This is a genomic window from Pseudoselenomonas ruminis (genome assembly GCF_008271295.1).
Classification (GTDB): Bacteria; Bacillota; Negativicutes; order Selenomonadales; family Selenomonadaceae; genus Selenomonas_A; species Selenomonas_A ruminis.
The window spans coordinates 57,547-79,272 of the sequence record NZ_VTOY01000002.1 but is presented as its reverse complement, the minus strand read 5'-3'; the positions used below and the strand labels follow the sequence as shown (position 1 = coordinate 79,272).

Genomic DNA, 21,726 nt, shown 5'->3' with positions numbered 1-21,726 from the left:
AGAATGGCAGAACAGAAGAAAGTCAGACTCGTTATCGAACGCCAGGACGGCCCAAATGACAAGCCGTATACGCAGGAGTTCGAAGTAGATTATCGTCCGGGCCTCAACATCGTTGCCGCCCTGATGGAAATCCAGAAAAATCCGGTAACCGTTGACGGCAAGAAAGTCGCTCCGGTTGTTTGGGAATGCAACTGCCTCGAGAAGGTTTGCGGTGCTTGCATGATGGTTATCAACGGCAAAGCTCGTCAGGCTTGCTGCTCGCTGGTTGACAACCTTGAGCAGCCGATTCACCTGGCTCCGGCTCGCACGTTCCCGGTTATCCGTGACCTGCTCATCGATCGTTCCGTTATGTTCGAGAGCCTCAAACGCATTCATGGCTGGATTGAAGTCGATGGCACTTGGGATGTCAAAGATGCACCGATCCAGAACCCGCATACGGCTGAGACGGCCTATGAGATTTCGCACTGCATGACCTGCGGCTGCTGCCTCGAGGCTTGCCCGAATGTTGGTCCGCAGTCCGACTTCATCGGACCGTCCCCGACGGTACAGGCATACCTCTTCAACCTCCATCCGCTTGGGAAGTTCGATGCTCCGACGCGTCTGAACGCCCTGATGGAAAAAGGCGGTATCACGAGCTGCGGCAACAGCCAGAACTGTGTCGAGGCTTGCCCGAAGAACATCAAACTGACGACGTATCTTGCACAGCTGAACCGCGATGTCAACAAACAGGCACTCAAGAATATCTTCAACAAATAAGCGTTAGCAAGAACGATAAAGACCTGCTCATTATGAGCAGGTCTTTTGTTTTTCTCGGAAGTTTTTGTTTGCATATAATTTGTGGATGGGGATAAGACTTGATTCTTATTAGTGTTTTGGTATATGATAAGAGGAGAATGGGTGAATACCCTATACGTATAATTTGGCAAATAGGATGATAATTATGAGAAAGAATAATCGTATCCCCTTGAGCCCATGTTTGAAACGTTTTAAGTTCTTTTTTGATCTGCTAAAAAAGACAACCGAAGATTATCTGTTTTTTACAGATCTGCAGGAAAACATTGTAATGGTATCTCCGAATCTGGTGCAGGATTTTGAATTGCCCAGTGAGGTCATGGAAGATTTTGATGCCAATTGGGCACCGCTGATTCATCCAGAGGAGCGAGGGCCATATTTAGCTTCGATGCGCAGTATCCACACTTCGCAGATTTTTTTTGAGTATGCGATGGAATACCGCGTCAAGAATCGGAAAGGCGAGTATACATGGCTTCGTTGCCGTGGACGCGTTGGAACAGACCGGGACGGAAAACCGAGTATGTTTGTGGGCATGATGTCGAGGATGGCACAGCGCAATCAGGCTGACGAAGTTACGGGGCTCTTGAATAAATATCAATTTGAGCACGCGGTTAAGCGGGCTTTAGCGGAATATCGTGCAACCGGTGAAGGTGGCGCAATTATGGTAGTTGGTTTGGATAATTTTAAGATTATCAATGAGACCTACAACCGGCTGCTTGGTGATCAGGTATTGAAGCGCGTATCGCGATTGATTGCCAATGTTCTTCCACCGGCGTTGACGTTGTTCAAACTGGATGGCGATGAGTTCGGTATTATCTATCCGGGCGCTGGGGAAGCAGAGGTAAATGATATCTTTGCCAGCATGCAGAGTGCACTTTCGCGGCCGCAGGATATCGATGGTCATCAGTATTTTTGTACGGCTTCGAGTGGTACGGTATTTTATCCGGCTGCCGGCAAGGATTATCTGGTCCTTCATAAGCATGCCGAGGCTGCAATGGACATTGCCAAGCGCGAGGGCAAAAATCGCAATGTGATGTTCAGCAAAGAGGAATACAACCGCTGGGTTCGTTCCATATCCATGCGCGACAGCCTTTGGGACAGTGTAGAAAATGGCTGTACAGGATTCAGTCTGTTTTTCCAGCCGCAAGTCAGTGCCGTAGAGCAAAAGCTCATCGGTGCTGAGGCACTGCTCCGCTGGAAAAATCCGAAAGGGCGCATGGTTGCTCCGATGGAATTTATTCCGATTCTCGAAGAGACAAAACTCATCATTCCGGTGGGCAAGTGGATTTTTGAGGAGGCAGTCAAAACATGTAAGCGCTGGCGGCAGGTCGTCCCGAATTTCCGTGTCAGCATCAACATGAGCTATGAACAGGTCAAGGATCTTTCGTTCAAGAAGTTTGTTGCAGAATGCCTGCAGCGTTATGATATACCGCCAGAGGCAATTATCCTGGAGCTTACGGAAAGCAAGATCGTTGCGGACTGGAGCTTCGTCAACAAGCAGTTTGATGAATTCCGTCAGCAGGGACTGGCGATTGCCATGGATGACTTTGGCACAGGATACAGTTCGCTGGCCTCGCTCAAGTATCTATCCTGCGATATCGTAAAGATTGACCGCGAGTTTGTGAAGAAGATTCTTGAGAATGACTTTGACCGCCGGCTGGTCAAATATGTAGTAGCACTTTGCCATAGTATCGGTATCAAATGTTGTATCGAGGGGGTAGAAGAAGAGGCGGAGTACGAACTGTTGACCAAGGAATGCAAGGCGGATTCGATTCAGGGGTATTTGTTTGGACATCCTGAAAGCGTCGAAAATTTTGAAGAAAAGTTTTTACAGATGGAGAAAAATTGATGTCACGCGATAAAGTTGCTGAAGAGATTACCCTTCTCGGAAAGAAGAAGGTAAACTATCATTACGATTACTGTCCGGAGATTCTGGAGACGTTTCAGAATAAGCACCCGGAAAATGATTATTGGGTTAAATTCAATTGCCCGGAGTTTACGGCACTATGCCCGATTACTGGCCAGCCGGATTACGCTACGATTTACATCAGCTATGTTCCGCAGGAAAAAATGGTTGAAAGCAAATCGCTGAAGCTGTATCTGGTCAGTTTCCGCAATCATGGCGATTTTCATGAGGATGTAGTCAATGTCATCATGAAGGACTTGATTAAGCTTATGGATCCCAAGTATATCGAAGTTTGGGGCAAGTTCCTGCCGCGCGGCGGCATTTCCATCGATCCGTATGCTAACTACGGAAAACCTGGTACGAAGTACGAGGAACTGGCTTGGCACCGTTTTGCTGAGCATGATATGGTCGCGATGGATAAAGTGGACAATCGCTGATTGATTTTTGAATAGGAAAGGGGACAATATGCCGTTGAAACATCAGAAGCGTATCGCATTGGTCAATGACATTACCGGTTTTGGCCGGTGCTCAGTGGCAGTGGAGTTGCCGCTGATATCGGCGATGAAGATACAGGCATGTCCTATGCCTACCGCAATTCTATCGGTTCACACTGGATTTCCCGACCATTTTATTGATGATTATACAGACCGCATGCGGCCTTATATGGACAGCTGGGAAAAAAACCGGCTGTCCTTTGATGGTATATGCACCGGTTTTTTAGGTTCGGCCCATCAGATTGAGATTGTCGCGGACTTTATCCGCCGCTTTAAGCAGCAGGCTACCAGAGTGATGGTGGATCCCGTCATGGGGGACTATGGCAAACTATACAGTTCGTATACGCAGGAAATGTGCGATGAGATGCGCAAGCTTTTGGTCTATGCGGATTTGGTTACGCCAAATCTCACGGAAGCATGCCAGCTGCTAGGGATTCCCTACCCGGAGGATGGGCGGGTTTCCAATGAGGAGCTTGAATACATGGCCGGGGCCTTAGCGGACCAGGGGCCATCACAGGTTATTATCACGGGCCTCAGTGAAGGGGATACAATCCGGAATTTCATCTATGAAGCTGGGCGGGGAACTGTGCTGGAATCCGAAAAAATTGGTGGTGACCGGTCTGGTTCCGGGGATGCTTTTGCAGCTATCGTAGCGGGAAGCCTGATTAACGGCGAGACGCTGGAGCAGAGCGTCCGCAAGGCTGCTGATTTCATCAGCAAATGCCTGGCGTATGCGGTGAAATTAGATTTGCCCTGGAACTATGGATTGCCATTTGAAGAATATCTTAGGGAGCTGAAATAATATGCTGGTTTATGCAACGCATGAGGGCGGCAGATATCTGCCGTTTGAGGAGAGTCTACGCATTCAGCCGGAGGGCAAGCGCAACCTCTACGTCAATGTAACAAACGAATGCAATTGTGCTTGTACGTTTTGCCTGCGCAATATGAAAAAGATGGCAGAAGAATCTTCGTTGTGGCTCAAAAAGAAGCCGACAGTAGAGGAATTCAAGCAGGCGCTGGATGGAGCTCCTTGGGACTATATCAAAGAAGTTGTTTTTTGCGGATTCGGGGAACCGACGATGCAGCTCGATACGCTGGTAGAGCTGCTGCACTATGTCAAGGAAAAGCATCCAGCTTTGCCGACCCGTCTGAATACCAATGGCTTGGGCGAGTTGGAATATGGCCGCGAGATTTCTGCGGATTTCCAGGGAGTTTTGGACACGGTTTCCATCAGTCTCAATGCGTCGAATGCGGAGCGTTATTATGAGCTTACACGGGCAAAATACGGCATAAAGTCTTATCAGGCTATGCTGGATTTTGCAGAACATAGCAAAAAATATATACCTCATGTTGTGTTGACGATTGTGGACCAGGTAGAGGGTCCCGAGGAAATTGCCCGGTGCAAGGAGATTTGCAAAGGGCGGGGGCTTACCTTGCGGGTCCGCCCATACGAAGACAATTAAGACGCACGAAAAAAGCCGGTTCGCACATTTTGTGAACCGGCTTTTATTTGTTGATAACCATAGATATTAACTGTCCTTCATATTCATTTGTCTGCCTGATTCTCTCTCGAGTAAGAATCACGCGCACAGGTTACTACGTATGTAGACGTTCAGCTGAAACCTTGTGACAATACATCACGATGTGTACACCTTTTCAATGTTCATCTTGCCGTTATCGATAACGATAGGGTTCCTAAAGTTTCGATGGTTTCCAGATGATTTGTAAAGATTTACCCGGGATAGCTGTTGCTCCCTTTCGACTTCTGACGTTGTGCTGCCGACTTCCACTGGCTCAGAGTACGACTGGCGGCCACCTGACCATCATTACGTCTCGCTTCCGCCTGGTGGATAATCATTTTCTTCACCGATGCACTTGCTAGTCAGTGCTACAAGAAGCAGTGTAGCAAAGCGATATCTTCAATAAACAACCACATCCTTTCTTAGCTCCAGATATGTTGTTCTTGAAGAGAGCCTGTTTCGGCTGATAAACACCTTGTACATTTTCGACCTCCAGGACTACTTATGTGCTGGTTTGATTATCAATCTCTTCTTTACGCTTTTATATTAACATATAATTCAGACGATTGCAATACTTCTTATGACTTTTTTACACATTTGTCCCCGAGGATTGCGTTCTTTTGGACTTTTGTCTGTCGACAAAAATTAAATGATAGCGTTATAATATAAGGGATACATAGAAGATTGAAAGGGAGCAATGGTAATGAAACATCTCATAATCGTGCGGGGTGGCGGTGAACTCGCCAGCGGCGTAATCCATGCGCTTTATCGGACAGGATTTCGCGTGCTGGTATTAGAGCAGGAAAAACCTACGGCAACGCGCCGGCGTGTTGCCTTCTCGGAGGCTGTCTATCGTGGGGAGGCAACGGTTGAACGCGTTACTTGCTATCGTGCGAAGAATGTGGAAGATGCGAAGAAGCGGTTGAAGGAAGGGCAGCTGGTGATTTTAGTTGACCCTGAGGCAAAATGCGTTCGTGAGTTCAAACCGCAGGTGCTTGTTGATGCGATTGTTTCCCATGAGAATAAAGGTACGAAGCGCGATATGGCTGAGCATACGATAGCATTGGGACCGGGCTTTTGTGCTGGCCGCGATGTAGATGCGGTGGTAGAGACTGGCCGCGGTCATAATCTTGGCCGTTTGATTTACGAGGGCTTTTCGTATAAGGACCCCGACATCAAAAATTCAACGGTTGGCGTAGAACATAACTTGGAGCATTTGCTATTTGCGCCTGAAAACGGCCGCTTGGAAATGCTTCGCAGCATTTCGCTGATGGTCAAGCGCGGTGAGTCGGTGGCGCATCTTCATACCGAAGATGGCAAGACCATTGAACTCAAGGCCACGATTGATGGCGTTTTGCGGGGGGCATTACATACCGGAATGACAGTCCGCAAGGGGCAGAAGATTGGGGATATTCATCCGACCATGGGCCAGGAAGAGTGTTTCACGATTTCGGATAAGGCCCGTTGTATTGCAGGTTCTGTTCTGGAAGCCGTTATGGTTTGGGACAGCAAACGTCCGAAAAGGAGATTTTTCCATCGTGGGTGATTGGTTTGAGGCGTTGATGAATTTTATATTTCCTCCGCATTGCCCGTTTTGCCATAAATATGTAGAAAATCGGGGCGACTGGTGTAAAGTCTGCCTCGAATTGGCCTGTCAGCCACATCGGCTGCCGATTACAGCGCCCATGCAGTCAGTGATTGACAGTGCATGGGCGCTTAGTGTTTATCGGGGAGGAACGCGGGATCTTATCCGCGGTTTGAAATATCATAACAAGCGCAGCAATCTGCCATATATTACGCGGCTGTTGCAGGCGGCGGAGCAGTCAGCCGGAGTGAAAAAACTGCTATCCGAAAGCTGCTGTGCTGTGGCGGTTCCCCTTCACGAGACACGGCAGCGAAAACGCGGGTTTAATCAGGCAGAATTGATATTCGGGGATTGGCTGTGCGATCACTCGGTGCCAATGGAAAAAATGCTTCGCCGTGTCCGGCAGACTAAACCGTTGTATCCGCTTACGGCTCGTGAGCGGGCGGATAATCTAAAGGATGCGTTCCAGATAGAACCGGGTAGTGTAATCAGGGGAAAATCAATTCTGCTGGTTGATGATATTCTAACGACCGGGGCAACGCTTTACACTTGTGCAAAGGTGTTGAAACAGGCAGGTGCGGAAAAGATATACGCGTTGGTATTGGCAAGCGACCAGCTTTGATTCGTGTAATTGCCTAAAATGTTTTTTCAAGTTGTAAATATGTATACAAGTAGTGTATAATATAACAATAGAATTTGAAATTATGTAAAGGTAAAGATAGATGAAGGGGGCTTTCGATTGTTGATGAATGGAGCGCAGGCTGTGTTGGAGAGCCTGAAAAAAGAAGGCGTTGACGTCGTTTTTGGTTATCCTGGTGGTGCGGTGCTGACATTATACGATGCCGTGTACAAGATGAAATTTCCTCATGTATTGACGCGGCACGAGCAGGGGGCTGTTCATGCTGCCGATGGCTATGCCAGGGCTACAGGAAAGGTCGGCGTGGTGTTTGCCACATCGGGACCGGGAGCCACGAATCTCATTACGGGTATTGCTACTGCTTGTACGGATTCAGTGCCGCTCGTATGCATCACCGGACAGGTGGCCAATCCCTATATCGGAAAAGACTCGTTTCAGGAAGCAGATATCTTTGGCATCACGACGCCGATTACCAAGCATAATTATTTGGTCAAGGATGCTAAGGAATTGCCGCGCGTGCTGAAGGAAGCTTTCTTTATTGCCCGTACGGGACGTCCGGGGCCGGTCGTCATCGATGTAGCCAAAGACGTTTTTGATACGAAATTCGATTATCATTATCCGGATTCTGTTCAGCTGCGCGGCTATTCAGGCGAATATACTGGCCGCGAAGAAGAAATCGATGCAGTGGCAGAGGCGGTGAAAAAAGCCGAGCGACCTTTGCTGTTTGTGGGCGGTGGCATTATAAGCTCTGGTACAGCCGATCTTGTCCGTGAGATTGCGTCGCTATTGGGAGCGCCTGTAACGAGCACGCTGTTAGGGTTAGGCGTTGTGCCTGCGGATGCCAAAGGTTTTCTGGGCTTTGCGGGGATGCATGGTTCGTATGCTTCGAATATGGCGATTCAGGAATGCGATTTGCTGCTTTGCATCGGGATGCGGTTCAGTGACCGCGTTACGGGTAAGGTGGCAGGCTTTGCGCCCAAGGCTACGATTGTTCATTTTGAGCTGGATGAAGCGGAAGTCAATAAAAATGTGGCGGCCGATTATCGTGTCCTCGGAGATTTGCGCTGGTCCCTGCCAATCTTCCGGGATAAGCTGAAAGCTGCGGATAAGGACTTTGCGGCTGCTCATGAGGAATGGCTTCAGCATGTCATCCGGATGAGCCAGGAACATCCCTTTAGTTATCAGGAGGAAGGCGATTTAATCAAGCCGGGGGCATTGATTAAAAAAATCAGCGAGCTTTCCGATGAAAACACGATTGCCGTTACCGATGTCGGCCAGCATCAGATGTGGGCAGCACAGTTCTTCGATGTGTATAAGCCGCGTCACTTTCTGACTTCTGGCGGACAGGGAACCATGGGGTATGGCCTGCCGGCTGCCATGGGAGCCAAGATTGGCAAACCGGACAGTTCCGTAATCCTGTTTACTGGTGATGGCAGCATCATGATGAATTGTCAGGAGTTTGCAACGATTGCCGATAACGATATCGATGTAAAGGTGGTCATTGTCCATAACTGCATTTTGGGTATGGTAGGCCAGTGGCAGCGACTTTTCTACAATCATCATTATTCGCAATCGGAACTCAAGGGGAAAACCGATTTTGTCAAATTGGCAGAAGCGATGGGAATCAAGGGCTATCGCCTTACCAAGAAGGAGGAATTGGAATCCGTATTGCCCGCGATATTGGCTGAAAAGGGGCCTGCACTCCTTGACGTATGGATTCCGGAGGAAGAAGATGTCCTGCCGATGGTGCCGGGCGGGAAACGTCTCGACCAGATGGTATTGGGAGGTAGCAAAAAATGATGAAAAAATATTTACTAGCCGTCCTGGTCGACAATAAACCGGGCGTTTTGACACATGTTTCCGGGCTTATCAGCCGCCGGGCGTTCAATATCGAGAGTATTTCGGCAGGTTATACGGAAGAGCCGGAGGTTACCCGCATCAATATCGTAGTGTCGGTGGAGTCGGAAAATGAATTGGACCAGGTGGTCACGCAGCTTTCGAAACTCATCGATGTTATAAAGATTGTCAATCTCAGCAAGGTGGAATCCATCGAGCGGGAACTGGTTATGATAAAGGTCAAGGCTGGCCGTGAAAACCGTGCAGATATCATCAACATCGTGGAGATCTTCCGCGCGAAGATTGTTGATGTTGGTCCTGAGGATGTCGTGGTGGAACTTACGGGGTCGCAGAGTAAGATTGACGGCATTATCGAAGTGCTTTCCGAATATGAAATTTTGGAAATTGCCCGCACGGGAGCTATCGCCTTGTCGCGTGGGCCAGTACCGGTAAAGCGGATGTAAGCGCATGAAAAAAGGTCAGTTGACTCGGTAAGTCAACTGACCTTTTGGTATATTATTTTTTGATTATCAATGCCATAAAGACGAGGTCTTCCGTTTTGGAAGCGTTGGCAATGCCGTGTTTCTCACCGTCCGGGCAGAACGTGGTAGCACCAGCCCCGATGGTTACTTCCTGGCCGTTGTCATTGTAAAGCGCCGTACCCTGGAGAATGTGGTAGGTCTCGGTGTTGCCGTGGTGTTCATGAACGCCGATAGAGCAGAGTGGCGGGATGATGACTTTGGCATACATGTCGCATTTGCCGTCGAGTTCAGCCGGGGTCAGAAGCTTTACGATGGTGATGGTTCCCTGACCGTCAGCTTTGTTGGCTGCCTGGATTGGATTTGGTTCGATAAAGGCCATAATAAAGACTCTCCTTCTTTTCTTTTTGAAGTTTATTTGCTACAATGATATTATACAACTAATTCGTTTAGAAATAAATGCGGGGATTCCGTCCAATTGGCAGGAATTTGCGCTTTTTCTTTTTGTCCAAGTCAGAGGTGATTGCATGGTATACTTGTTGAAATTTGGAGCGAGTTGGATTCTGCCGCCGGGGATTTTCATCCTGGCTTGCTTTGGGCTGGCTGTTTATATCTGGCGCCGGAATCGTGACCATCGGGCGGCGAAAATTCTGGCAGGCATAACGGTCGTCTTTTATTTGCTATGTACGGGTATGGTGGCGGATCGGTTTATGGGTTGGCTAGAGTCTGCCTATGAGCCGCCAGCACATCCGCAAGGCGATGTGATTGTCCTTTTGGGCGGCGGTGCGTTAAAAGATGTGCCGGATGTAGATGGCATGGGGACGCTCTGCTCGTATCCGGCGAACCGCATGCTGACCGCGGTGAGACTCCAGCGGCAGCTGGGGGTGCCCATCTTGTTGTCAGGCGGAGAAGTTTATCGTGACACGGGCAACGAAGCGGAGATTTCCCGCCGCATTCTGCTGTCACTTGGCGTGCCGGATGATAAGATTCTCGTGGAAAACAAGAGCATCAACACGACGCAAAATGCACAGTTTTCAACGAAAATCATGAAGGAAGAGGGGCTGTCTGAACCGATTTTGGTTACGTCGGCTTTTCACATGAAGCGGTCGGTAATTGATTTTGAAAAGCAGGGTATGACGGTAACGCCGTATCCGGCAGATTACCAGGTAGCCCGCAACCCCGTGTTTCACTATAACAAATTGCGTCCGCAGGCAGGAGCTTTGCAGAATAATGTGCTGGTCCTGCAGGAGATTTTGCGGACTTTTGTATCGAGGTATTTGGAATGACAAAGAATTTAACGGAAGGAGAGCCGGCGAAGCTTATCCTGTTTTTCACGCTGCCGCTTATTGCCGGCAACATCTTTCAGCAGTTGTATGCGTTTGTTGATACGCTGCTCGTAGGACGTTTCTTGGGGGTCGAAGCGTTGGCTGCCGTAGGTTGTACGGGAAGCCTGATGTTTTTGATGCTTGGCTTTGTCATTGGTTTTTCGACAGGAATAACGATTTACACCGGACAGCGGTACGGGGCAAAAGATGAAAAAGGCGTGCGCCAGAGCGCGGCCGCCTGTACGATTTTGTCGCTGGTGGCCTCGTTCTTCCTCACGGTGGTAGGCGTGGCGTTATGCCCGCTGTTTTTGGTCTGGATGCAGACGCCGCCGGAAATCATGGATGGCGCGGTGTCTTTTATCAGCATTGTCTACGGCGGTATTATCATGTTCGTTTTCCTGCAGATGCAGACGAATATCCTCCGCGCGTTGGGCGACAGCAGGATGCCGACGGTCATTTTGGCACTGACGCTGCTCCTGAATATTATTTTGGAGCCGGTGGCATTGCTCGTGCTGAAATGGGGCATTCCGGGGGCGGCAATTGCTACGGTTGTGGCACAGTTCATGGGAAATATCGGTTGTTATATCTATATCCGCCGCCGGGTGCCGGCCCTGCATACCAAACGGGAGGACTGGCATGTGTCACGGGAGGTATTGATGGAACACTTGAAGATTGGTCTTCCGATGGGATTTCAGTCTTCGATTATTGCCATTGGTGCCATTATCCTGCAGGTCGCACTGAACAATCTGGGACCGACGGCGGTGGCAGCGTATGCCGCTTCCCAGAAAGTTGATTCGGTGGCCATGATGCCGATGATGTCATTCGGTCTGGCGATGGCAGCTTATACGGCGCAGAATTACGGCGCACAGAAGTATGCGCGCATTGCTGATGGCGTGCGGAAATGCTGCTATATGTCGGTTGCCTTCAGCATTGTTGCGGGCGTTATGCTGATTATCTTTGGCGCGGATATCATGTATCTCTTTGTTGGTGAGGGACAGCAGCAGGTTATTGCTTACGGCCAGCAGTATCTGCTGGTAAATGGTTCCTGCTATTGGATCCTGGCACTGCTCTTTATTTTCCGCTATACCCTGCAGGGATTGGGACAGAGCGTTGTGCCGACTATTGCTGGTATCATGGAGCTTATCATGCGCACAGCGGCGGCAATTTTCTTATGTGCTTCTCTGGGATATCTGGGAGCGTGCCTGGCGAATCCCATGGCGTGGATTGGTTCCTGCGTTCCGCTGGCTATTGCCTTCTTTTGGACCGTGCGGAGCTTTAAGCGCAAATATAATCTGATGGATTAAAATGGTGGGAAGGATTTCAGAGACAATTGTCGAAGTTATCTAGAGGAAATATATTCATAGTGGGTGATGATGACTCAACAAGTCAATGAACTACTGATTCATGAAAGGGATGGATTATCTATGTATCAAGATGAGTACAAACGTTGGGCTGCTGCCGATCTTTTAGATTTCGACCTCAATAAAGAGTTAAACGATATCAAAGATGACGAGGAAGCCATCAAAGATCGCTTTGCAGTTGCCTTGGAATTCGGTACGGCTGGTTTGCGCGGTGTATTGGGCGCGGGCACGAACCGTATGAACATTTGGGTCGTTCGTCAGGCTACTCAGGGCGTGGCTGATTGGGTCAAGACGCAGGCAGGCACGCAGACGGTTGCCATCAGTTATGACAGCCGTCTCAAGGGCTGGAACTTTGCACGGGAGGCTGCTGGTGTTCTGGCGGCTAATGGCATAAATGTCCGCATTTATGATGAACTCATGCCGGTTCCCGCACTGAGCTTTGCTACCCGCTACTATAAATGCAATGCCGGCATCATGGTCACGGCATCGCATAATCCGGCTAAGTACAATGGCTATAAAGCCTATGGTCCGGATGGCTGCCAGATGACTGACGATGCGGCAGCTGTCGTTTATGAGTCAATCCAGAAAACCGACGTGCTCACGGGGGCGAAATACATCAGCTTTGCCGAGGGCGTTGCCAAGGGACTGATTCAGTTTGTTGACGATGACTGCAAAAAGGCTTTTTATGAAGCTATTGAAGGCTGCCAGGTTCGTCCGGGACTGGCAAAAACTGCCGGCCTTAAACTCGTTTATTCCCCGCTCAATGGTACCGGACTGGTGCCGGTAACCCGTGTGCTCAAGGATATCGGCATCACGGATATCACGATTGTTCCGGAGCAGGAATATCCGAATGGCTATTTCACGACTTGCAGTTATCCGAATCCGGAAATTTTTGAAGCGCTGGAGAAGGGCTTGACTCTTGCCAAAGAAGAGCAGGCAGACTTGATGCTGGCTACGGATCCTGATGCGGACCGCGTTGGCATTGCCATGAAGTGCGCCGATGGTTCTTATGAGCTGGTATCGGGCAATGAAATGGGTGTCCTGCTGCTCGATTATATCTGCCAGGGACGCATCGAAAAGGGAACGATGCCAAAGAATCCAGTTGCGGTTATGTCGATTGTATCGACGCCGCTGGCCGATAAGGTAGCCGAGCATTACGGTGTTGACCTGCGCCACGTACTCACGGGCTTTAAGTGGATTGGCGACCAGATTGCAGGCCTTGAGGCAAAGGGCGAAACCGAGCGTTTTATCTTTGGTTTCGAAGAAAGCTATGGTTATCTGGCTGGCCCGTATGTCCGGGATAAGGATGCGGTAGTTTCGTCGATGCTGATTTGTGAGATGGCCGCTTATTACCGTTCTATCGGTTCCTCCATCAAACAGCGTCTGGAAGAAATCTATCAGCAGTATGGCCGTTACTATAATGCCGTTGATTCCTTCTCGTTCCCAGGACTTTCGGGCATGGATAAGATGAAGGGCATCATGGCTGAACTGCGCAAGAATCCGCCGCAGTCCTTCGGCAGCCGTAAGGTAGCCGAGCTCATTGATTACAGTGAACCGGCTAAGACGGGACTTCCCAAGGCAAATGTCTTGACTTACAAATTGGATGATGGTTCCACTGTAGTGGTTCGTCCCTCTGGCACGGAACCGAAAATCAAGACTTATTTCACTACCCTGGGCAAGGACCTGGCAGAAGCAAAAGCAGTAAAAGAAGCATTGGCAGAGGCTGTAAAGCCGTTGCTGGCATAAAAAATAATCAGAGGTGTATTGGATGAATATTATGGACAACAATCTGCGGGAAGTTGAGCAGTTAATCATGGAAAGTGATTTTGATCCGGCTGGAGGAAATCCGGAAAAGTCATTGAAAGCAGATGTCATGGAAAATTATGTGGAGCAGCTGCTTTCGGCTATCGACCTTCGCCAGCTCAAACCCTATAAGGTGGTTGCCAATACGGTCAATGCGACAGCAGGACCGGTCATCAATGCACTGGAAAAGAAACTCCCCTTTGACATCGTGAAGGTTCACAATGTTTTTGACCGCAGTTTCCCAAATGGCGTTCCGGATTCCAACGACCAGGCTATGCGCGACTATACCGCCGCGGCTGTTCGTGAGCAGGAGGCCGATATGGGCGTGCTTTGGGATTTGGATTTTGGCCGCTGCTGTCTCTTTGATGAAAAGGGAGAAGTGATTGAAGGGGAATGCAAAACGCGCGGTATGCTGGTTTGGATTCTGGTGTTGGCACTGCTCGCTAAGTCCGACTGCCGGACGGTGTCAGAGCTTTTGCCGGACCGTTCGTTCTGCTTCGAAAAACTAGTGGAAAGTTTGAAACAACTTTCCAAATAACGATGAAACGCTAAAAATTCCTTCACAGTAAAAAGGATGCATGCTATAATAATCACGTATTATACGATATGTGGTTTTTTATGGCAGCATCCTTTTTTTACTGCGATGGCACGCAGCGGGGATGTGGATTACAGAGGAGTGTTGACGAGAATGAGTTTGAAACTGAAATCAGGTTTTACGTTTGATTATGACAACCTGTATGGTGAAGGCAAAGTTACGGATGCAGATCTGAAATTTTATGAAGAAGATTTGAAAAAAGCTCATGAAGCTATGAAGGTAATGCGCGAGAAGGGCTTCATCCGTGCGCATCTTTCCAAAGATGGCGAGCCGGAGAAAGTCCTTTTCAGCCAGCTGCCGTATGTTGAGGAAGGTCATCTGAACAGCCCGAGCTCCCTGAAACATTTGCAGGAACTTACGGATCATGTAAAAGATAATGTTGACGTTGTGGTTTCGCTTGGTATCGGCGGCTCGTATCTCGGCGACAAAGTTCTCTTTGATGTTCATTGCGGTGAGTTCTGGAATGCTATGTCGAAGGAAGAACGCAATGGCTTCCCGAAAGTCGTCTTCAGCGGCCAGAACATCGACCCGCGCCGTACGGGGGATATCATCCATTATCTGAAAAATTCTGCTGCAATCACCAAGAGCCATGAAAAACGCAACTTGAAGGTTCTGCTCCTGGTTATCTCCAAATCTGGCGGCACGCTCGATACGATGTCCAACTTTATGGTCATTTATGATGCGCTGCAGAAATTCGACAACGTCGATGTTGAGGTCGTAGCAGTTACGGACCCGAACATGGAAAAACAGACGCTCTTGAAGAAGCTGGCTATCGAAAAAGGCTGGCCGCAGTATGCTGTTCCGGACGGCGTTGGCGGACGCTTCTCGATTTTCTGTGAAGTTGGTCTGACGCTGGCTGCCTGCATCGGCTTTGACATCCAGGCATTCCTCGATGGTGCTAAAGACATGGATAAGGCTTGCCAGAACGATGATTTGTGGCAGAACCCGGCAATGCTCAATGCTGCACTGAAATTTGCAGCATCGGAGAAACATGGCCGTGATATCGAAGTCATGATGCCGTATGGCGATTATCTTAAATCTGTTTCGGAGTGGTATATCCAGCTGCTGGCTGAATCCCTCGGCAAACAGTACAACAAAGAAGGCAAAGAAGTATGCTATGGCCGTACGCCGCTCGTTGCTGTTGGTACGACGGACATGCATTCCCAGACGCAGCAGCATCAGCAGGGTAAACTGGATAAAATCGTTCAGTTCATCCGTCTGGAAAATTGGGAAAATGACTTGGAAATTCCGAACGTGTTCCCAGAAGCCCAGAAACTGGCTGATATCTCTGGCGTAACGATGGGACAGGCTCTGGAGGTTGCTCGTCAGTCGAATGCTGATGCACTGGCTTCCAATAAGCGTTATAACGCCTGCTTCACGCTGCCGAAACTCGATGCTTACCATCTCGGCGAACTCCTCTATATGCTCGCTATGTCGGTTGCTTACGAAGGCGAGCTGGCTGATGTCGATGCATTTGACCAGCCGGGTGTTGAGTCCTATAAGCGCATCATGGGACCGAAACTTGCAGAGCGTAAGGCTATGAACCAGAAATAATTCCCGCTAGGGATTCCGAAGAACTTCCTCGTATGAGGAGGTTCTTTTTTTATTATTTTTTTATAAAATCCTAATAAATACTATACAAACGAGAAGAATACAAATATAATAATAACAAAAATGACTGGCGAGGAGAGACAAACAGGAGGAAAGTTGTTTATGAATGTACAAAGTGACAGGCGGAAATGGGCAGCTCTGTTTGTGGTGGTATTGCTTGGCAGTGTGAGTGTGTTGTATGCGGGCAATGAGGAAACGCGTGTTGATAGGGGAACACAGGAACAAAACGCACCGCCGGAGATGCTGGGGCGGCGGGGAATACGAGGTGCCGATATCCAGGTGGCAGAGGAGGATATCCGCAATCCGTTTACGGCGCTTCATGAAACAGCGGCTGAGGACAGCCAGGCGGCGGCAGTGCCAAGGGAGAAAAAACTGACACCAGAAAAAATGGAAGCAAGCCAGAGGCTGCCATTGCCGGAATTGCCGGAAAGGCAGGCGCTTCCCAAAGTGCCTGGCAAGCCAGAACGTTCTGAGGAACTGGAACTTTGTGGAATTATGCAGGGCCGTGATGGGAAAGTGGCCTTGCTGCGATTGGGCAGTCAGACAGCGGTCTTGTCGCTGGGCGAAACCTTTCGGGATTGGATGCTGATTCACATGGAAGAGGGCATGGTTATCCTGCGCAAGGACTGGCAGGATAAATATTTATACCTCCGGTCGTATTGAGAAAAGGGGATTGCGATGAATAAATGGCAGAAAGGGAAAGCTGGGGTTATTGGTACCGCAGTGTTTTTTTTGCTGCTGCCGCTGGGCAGGCTGGCAGCTTCTCCAATGCGGGTTCAGGTGGTCAATGGTGATGTGCGGTCGGTATTGTTATCAGCTGCAAAAATCGGCCATTTCAATCTGGTGTTGGATGATGAAGTCAAGGGGACGGTGACGCTTGATATGACTGAAGAACCCGAACGCGTGATGCAGCTGGTAGCTTCTGCCAAGGGCCTCATACTGTATCAGGATGGTGATGACTATATTGTGACAGTTGCGGGCCGGACGGGGAGTTTGTCGCACATTCACACGTATAAAGTCAAATACGCTAATCCCCATGATTTGGCCAATGCGGTAAATTTATCCCTGTTAAATGAAGGAAAATTTGATTCTGTGTTGAATAAGAATTATAATGATACGAAGAATGAGGCAAATGCCAAAAAGACTGTTGGACGGACTGCAAACAGAGCTCTCGTGGATGAGGCATCCGGTTCAGTTATTTTTTATGGAACAGCTTTAGAGGCTCAGGAAGTTGAGGCTGTTTTGCGCAAATTAGATGTTCCAACAGAACAGGTATCATTGGAAGCAAAAGTAATTGCACTTTCGCGCAGTGCGTCAAAGGATTTGGGAGTGGAGTGGCAATGGTCAACACTGCCGCAGTATCCGGAATACCATAAGTCTCGCTATAAAGATGGAAAGGATGGGTATTATACCGATACGGAAATCCGCCGCCGCTTTAACGGCAGTGAGCAGATGCCTGGTATAATCCGCTTCGGGCGCGGCCCCGAAGGCATTCCTTTTGAATTTTATTTCGGGGCAAAACTCAATGCAATGATTGCGGATGGCAAAGCGAAAATGCTGGCAAAGCCGAATATTACTACGTTACAGGGGCATGAAGCTGTAATCAATATCGGTGGGGAGGTTCCAGTACCGACACAGTCTGTCACAGAGTTATCGACAACGACGACGATGACGTACCGGCAGACTGGCATTATTTTGCGCTGTATTCCGAGAGTTAATACTGGCGGAAAGATAACGGCTGAGGTTCATACCGAAGTGAGTTCACCGCTCTATGTCAATGATATCAAGGCGTACCGGTTTCAGAAACGGAGCGCAGATACCACGGTTCGCCTTAGTGATGGGGAGACCATGGTAATCGGTGGCTTGATTGGCAGCGACGAATCACGGACGATGAGCAAAGTGCCGTTTATTGGGGATGTTCCCATTTTGGGGAGCTTTTTCCGCAATTACAAGAGGAATCATTCAGAGTCAGAAATCATGATTTTCCTGACTGCACATATACTAAAGGATTCCGGCAGTACGAAAGATACAGGCCAATGCGACTAGAAAAGGAGAACAGATATGGCGATTAAGATTTTGATTGCAGACGATCATGCCTTGCTGCGACAGGGTATCAAGCGTGTGCTGAACTTTGAAGATGATCTTGAGGTCATCGGTGAAGCCGAGGACGGACAGGAAACGCTGGCACGTACGTTGATGCTTCAGCCGGATGTATTGCTGTTAGACCTCAACATGCCAGGGCTCAGCGGCTTGGAAGTAGCCCGGCAGCTGAAACAGGCAGAATGTCCAACCAAAATTGTCGCCCTGACGATTCACGACAGTGATAATTATGTACTGGAACTTTTGAAGAATGGTGCGCTGGGGTATCTCCTGAAAGATGTGGAGCCAGCGGTTCTGGTCAAGGCTATCCATGTGGTAAATGAGGGCAATGCCTTTGTATACCCGAAGCTGGCTGAGCGCCTGTTTGGCAGCTTGTCGATTTCGGACGATGTAGAAACCAAGGCCAGGGAAATGCTGGATGAGAGCCGCGGCGAGCGCCTGACGGCTCGTGAGATGGATGTGCTTGAGTGCATTGCCAAGGGCTTTTCCAATCAAGATATTGGTAAGGCTTTAGGGCTTAGTGAAAAAACCGTCAAAAATCATTTGACCAGTATTTTTCATAAGCTCAAGGTCAATGACCGTACCCAGGCGCTGGTTTATGTATTGAAGAATAAAATCATATCGCTGGATTAAGGATAATACAGGCGTGGGACTGTGAATGGACAGCCCGGTTTTACTAAAAGGCCGCGGACTCACTGATGAGTCGGTGGCCTTTTATGATGTGAGATTTTGCGTGTAGAAAAATCTTCCAATCAGCGGTATAATAGTAGAAGCAGTTTGAAAAATGAATCTAATTCGTAAATGATATTCATTCAGGAAAGCAGGGTGAGCAAATGCTTTATCCATTGAATCTGGACCTGTCCGGGAAATCGTGTGTGGTGATAGGCGGTGGCCGGGTAGCGGAGCGGAAAGTAAAGGGGCTCATCGCCGCCGGAGCTTGCGTGACGGTTATCGCACCGGTTGTCACGGATACGCTGCAGCAGTTGGTGGGGGAACATCAATTGCGTTGGCAGGCAGGAGTTTATGCGTATGGCATGCTGGCACCATATCAGCCGCTGCTCGTTTTCTGTGCAGCTGATTCGGAAAATGCGAATCGGGAGGCTGCGCGGGAGGCGAAAGAAATAGGGGCCTTAGTCAATGCGGCGGCGCAGCCGGAGCTGACGGATTTTCAGGTTCCCTCGCGCATTGTGCGGGGAGACTTGCTGCTGACGGTGGCTACTGGTGGTGACAGTCCTGCTTTTTCCCGGCTCTTGCGGAAACGGCTGGAGCAGGAATATCCCCCAAGTTTTGCGGAGTTTTTGCCGCGGCTTCGGGTTTTGCGTGATGAAATAAAGAAGCTGCCGGGAGGCAGTGAAGAGCATCAGCGCCGCTGGCGCAATGCCTTGAATCAGAGTGTGATAGATTTAGTGAGAGCTGGTCAGCTGGACCGGGCGGAGGAAGAGATACGTAATGGAATTATTGATGCTGGGGCTGAATCATAAGACCGCTCCTGTTGATGTGCGGGAGCGCTTCGCGATACCGAAACAAGCGATACGTGATGGTTTAGCCAATCTCAACGAATACGAAGGCCTTTCCGAGGCCGTGATTTTATCTACGTGCAACCGCAGTGAGATGTATGCGGTAGTGGACGACCTTCGGGAAGATTTGCCGACGCTCAGGCAGTTCCTCTTTGACCTTACGGGAAATGAGGAGGATATCGACGAGTATCTCTACCATTACGAGAATGAGGAATGTATCCGGCATCTTTTTAAGGTAGCATCCAGTCTTGATTCCTTGGTGCTCGGAGAAGGGCAAATCCTTTCCCAGGTGAAGGCTGCTTATGCGTTGGGGCGGGAAGCTGGTACGACCAGTACCATCCTCAATACGCTTTTCCATCGGGCGATTGCCTGTGGCAAGCGCGTGCGGACGGAAACCCGCATCCAGTATAATTCGGTTTCGATAAGTTATGCGGCTGTGGAGCTGGCGCGTGATGTCTTAGGCGAGCTTACGGCGTCCAATGCCCTCATTTTTGGCGCGGGCAAGATGGCAGAGCTCACTGCGCAGCATTTGGTTTCGCATGGCATCAAGAAAATTTACGTGACGAATCGTCATTTGGAAAGAGCTGAACAGCTGGCAGAACGCTTCGGCGGTGAAGCGATTCCCTTTGATGAAGCGATGAAGAAGGCCGTGGATGTCGATGTCATTGTGACCTCTACGGGGGCACCGCATTATGTCATCAAGCCTTGGGAAACGCGGCAGCTCATGACGAAACGCAAGGGGCGGCAGTTGTTCCTCATCGACATTGCTGTACCGCGCGATGTTGACCCCGAAGTGGGGGAAATCAAGAATGTCAGCCTCTACAACATCGATGCACTCGAAGAAGTTGTCGATGAGCACATCCAGGAACGCCGTGAAGAAGCAGAGCAGGCGAAGGATATTGTCGAGGAAGAGGTCCTCTCGATTGAGGACAAGTTCCAGTATCTTTCGTTCCGCCCGCTGATGGCACTGCTCTCGGAGCGCTGCGAGCGCATCCGCCAGCGGGAAATCAAGCGTGCGAGCTCCAAGCTGCCAGACCTCACGAAGGAGGAGCAGCGCCAGATTGAGCATATGACGCGCATGATTGTCCGGAAAATCCTGCGCATGCCGATGATGAAACTCAATGCCTCGGCGGGAACACCGCAGGAAGAGTTCTACATCGATGCCATGCGCTCGTTATTCAAACTTGATACGATAGGAGAGACAGCTACCCGTGAAGAAAGACACCATCATTATCGGTACGCGGAGCAGTAAGCTCGCGCTTTGGCAGGCGGAATACGTCAAGGGCCGTTTGGAGGAGAAATATCCGGAGCTTACGGTTGAATTGAAGCTCATGACGACCAAGGGCGATAAGATTCTCGATGCGCCATTGGCTAAGATTGGCGGCAAGGGCCTTTTTACGAAAGAACTCGAGACAGATATGCTGGCAGGCGGCATTGACCTGGCTGTGCACAGCCTTAAAGATATGCCGACGGAAGTTCCGGAAGGCTTGGTGATTTCCGCGATTACCAAGCGGTTTGACCCTGGCGATGCCGTGGTCAGCCCCAAGTATCAAAAATTTGCGGATTTGCCACCGGGAGCAAAGGTCGGCACCTCGAGCCTGCGCCGCAAAGCGCAGCTCTTGCAGGTGCGTCCGGACCTCAATATCTGCGATTTGCGCGGCAATGTCAACACGCGCTTGCAGAAACTTGAAGATGAGAATTTCGATGCCATCATCCTGGCGGTGGCGGGTCTCAAACGCCTGGGCTTTGGCGAGCGCATCACGGATGTACTGCCGAAGAGCACTGTGCTGCCGGCTGTTGGGCAGGGGGCGCTGGCCATCGAGACGCGTGCTGACGATGAAGAGATACGCGCGCTTATTGATTTCCTCAATGATGAAGAGACCGTGCAGTGTGCGACGGCTGAACGGGCTTTCCTCGGCCGCGTCGAAGGCGGCTGCCAGGTGCCCGTTGGCGTTTATGCTACGCCGGCAGGCGCGGGCCAGCTGCAGGTTGAGGCTGTCATTGCCTCGCTCGATGGCAGCAGGCTCTACCGCGATAAGATTTCCGGGCAGGCTGCCGATGCTGAGAAACTTGGCCGCAAATTGGCCGATATACTGCTCGGCAAGGGCGGAATCGAAATCATGCATGAACTTGGGCTGCTGCTCAATCGCAAATAAAACAGGAAC

Annotated in this window: 21 protein-coding genes; 20 read left to right on the top strand and 1 reads right to left on the bottom strand. The window is 49.7% G+C overall.

The genetic code is table 11. The features are described 5' to 3' along the window. Positions 1–3: 3 nt before the first annotated feature. From sdhB to ilvN, 9 genes are all read left to right on the top strand, one after another. Entirely contained in the window at positions 4–756 is a 753-nt protein-coding gene (sdhB, locus tag FZ040_RS04015; RefSeq protein WP_074513728.1) for a succinate dehydrogenase iron-sulfur subunit, read from the top strand. 184 nt (positions 757–940) lie between these two features. Beyond that, the gene (locus FZ040_RS04010) at positions 941–2,641 is read left to right on the top strand and encodes a bifunctional diguanylate cyclase/phosphodiesterase (RefSeq protein ID WP_149170829.1); all 1,701 of its coding nucleotides are present in this window, start codon (positions 941–943) and stop codon (positions 2,639–2,641) included. Beyond that, on the top strand, positions 2,641–3,135 hold the full coding sequence (queF, locus tag FZ040_RS04005) for a preQ(1) synthase (protein ID WP_033169996.1): 495 nt from the start codon (positions 2,641–2,643) through the stop codon (positions 3,133–3,135). The genes FZ040_RS04010 and queF overlap by 1 nt, the downstream gene beginning before the upstream one ends. 34 nt (positions 3,136–3,169) lie before the next feature. Further along, the gene (locus tag FZ040_RS04000; protein ID WP_149170828.1) at positions 3,170–3,994 is read left to right on the top strand and encodes a pyridoxamine kinase; all 825 of its coding nucleotides are present in this window, start codon (positions 3,170–3,172) and stop codon (positions 3,992–3,994) included. A gap of 1 nt (position 3,995) precedes the next feature. Next, positions 3,996–4,655, top strand: coding sequence for a TatD family nuclease-associated radical SAM protein (locus FZ040_RS03995; protein WP_149170827.1), 660 nt, complete (start codon positions 3,996–3,998; stop codon positions 4,653–4,655). Between the two features lie 760 nt (positions 4,656–5,415). Further along, the gene (yqeB, locus tag FZ040_RS03990; protein ID WP_149170826.1) at positions 5,416–6,258 is read left to right on the top strand and encodes a selenium-dependent molybdenum cofactor biosynthesis protein YqeB; all 843 of its coding nucleotides are present in this window, start codon (positions 5,416–5,418) and stop codon (positions 6,256–6,258) included. Next, positions 6,251–6,919, top strand: a complete 669-nt coding sequence (locus FZ040_RS03985) for a ComF family protein (RefSeq protein WP_255448742.1) — start codon at positions 6,251–6,253, stop codon at positions 6,917–6,919. The genes yqeB and FZ040_RS03985 overlap by 8 nt, the downstream gene beginning before the upstream one ends. Positions 6,920–7,042: 123 nt before the next feature. After that, complete coding sequence (gene ilvB / locus FZ040_RS03980; protein WP_149171067.1) at positions 7,043–8,734, top strand: biosynthetic-type acetolactate synthase large subunit; 1,692 nt, start codon at positions 7,043–7,045, stop codon at positions 8,732–8,734. After that, positions 8,734–9,234 carry an acetolactate synthase small subunit gene (gene ilvN / locus FZ040_RS03975; protein WP_074513944.1) on the top strand — a complete coding sequence of 167 codons (501 nt, stop codon included), beginning with the start codon at positions 8,734–8,736 and terminating at the stop codon, positions 9,232–9,234. Before ilvB ends, ilvN begins: the two co-directional genes overlap by 1 nt. A 52-nt stretch (positions 9,235–9,286) precedes the next feature. Here ilvN and FZ040_RS03970 read toward each other — a convergent pair whose 3' ends face one another. Then, the gene (locus tag FZ040_RS03970) at positions 9,287–9,631 is read right to left on the bottom strand and encodes a cupin domain-containing protein (RefSeq protein WP_149170825.1); all 345 of its coding nucleotides are present in this window, start codon (positions 9,629–9,631) and stop codon (positions 9,287–9,289) included. A gap of 145 nt (positions 9,632–9,776) precedes the next feature. Between FZ040_RS03970 and FZ040_RS03965 the strand changes: the two genes are divergently transcribed. The 11 genes from FZ040_RS03965 to hemC all read left to right on the top strand — a co-directional run bounded on the left by FZ040_RS03965 (position 9,777) and on the right by hemC (position 21,717). Next, entirely contained in the window at positions 9,777–10,535 is a 759-nt protein-coding gene (locus FZ040_RS03965; protein WP_149170824.1) for a YdcF family protein, read from the top strand. Continuing rightward, positions 10,532–11,878 carry an MATE family efflux transporter gene (locus tag FZ040_RS03960; protein WP_149170823.1) on the top strand — a complete coding sequence of 449 codons (1,347 nt, stop codon included), beginning with the start codon at positions 10,532–10,534 and terminating at the stop codon, positions 11,876–11,878. The genes FZ040_RS03965 and FZ040_RS03960 overlap by 4 nt, the downstream gene beginning before the upstream one ends. A gap of 120 nt (positions 11,879–11,998) precedes the next feature. Beyond that, positions 11,999–13,681, top strand: a complete 1,683-nt coding sequence (locus FZ040_RS03955) for a phospho-sugar mutase (RefSeq protein WP_149170822.1) — start codon at positions 11,999–12,001, stop codon at positions 13,679–13,681. 22 nt (positions 13,682–13,703) lie between these two features. Next, the gene (locus FZ040_RS03950) at positions 13,704–14,276 is read left to right on the top strand and encodes a phosphohexomutase domain-containing protein (protein WP_149170821.1); all 573 of its coding nucleotides are present in this window, start codon (positions 13,704–13,706) and stop codon (positions 14,274–14,276) included. 150 nt (positions 14,277–14,426) lie between these two features. Beyond that, the gene (locus FZ040_RS03945) at positions 14,427–15,887 is read left to right on the top strand and encodes a glucose-6-phosphate isomerase (protein WP_149170820.1); all 1,461 of its coding nucleotides are present in this window, start codon (positions 14,427–14,429) and stop codon (positions 15,885–15,887) included. 159 nt (positions 15,888–16,046) lie between these two features. Then, a complete protein-coding gene (locus FZ040_RS03940; protein ID WP_149170819.1) occupies positions 16,047–16,607 on the top strand; it encodes a hypothetical protein in 561 nt (186 codons plus the stop codon). A gap of 15 nt (positions 16,608–16,622) precedes the next feature. After that, positions 16,623–17,990, top strand: coding sequence for a secretin N-terminal domain-containing protein (locus FZ040_RS03935; RefSeq protein WP_149170818.1), 1,368 nt, complete (start codon positions 16,623–16,625; stop codon positions 17,988–17,990). A 15-nt stretch (positions 17,991–18,005) separates the two neighbouring features. Continuing rightward, the gene (locus FZ040_RS03930; protein ID WP_033169982.1) at positions 18,006–18,677 is read left to right on the top strand and encodes a response regulator; all 672 of its coding nucleotides are present in this window, start codon (positions 18,006–18,008) and stop codon (positions 18,675–18,677) included. A gap of 200 nt (positions 18,678–18,877) precedes the next feature. After that, on the top strand, positions 18,878–19,525 hold the full coding sequence (locus FZ040_RS03925; protein ID WP_149170817.1) for a precorrin-2 dehydrogenase/sirohydrochlorin ferrochelatase family protein: 648 nt from the start codon (positions 18,878–18,880) through the stop codon (positions 19,523–19,525). Further along, on the top strand, positions 19,494–20,813 hold the full coding sequence (gene hemA, locus FZ040_RS03920) for a glutamyl-tRNA reductase (protein ID WP_149170816.1): 1,320 nt from the start codon (positions 19,494–19,496) through the stop codon (positions 20,811–20,813). The genes FZ040_RS03925 and hemA overlap by 32 nt, the downstream gene beginning before the upstream one ends. Then, a complete protein-coding gene (gene hemC / locus FZ040_RS03915) occupies positions 20,773–21,717 on the top strand; it encodes a hydroxymethylbilane synthase (protein WP_149170815.1) in 945 nt (314 codons plus the stop codon). The genes hemA and hemC overlap by 41 nt, the downstream gene beginning before the upstream one ends. Positions 21,718–21,726 lie beyond the last annotated feature (9 nt).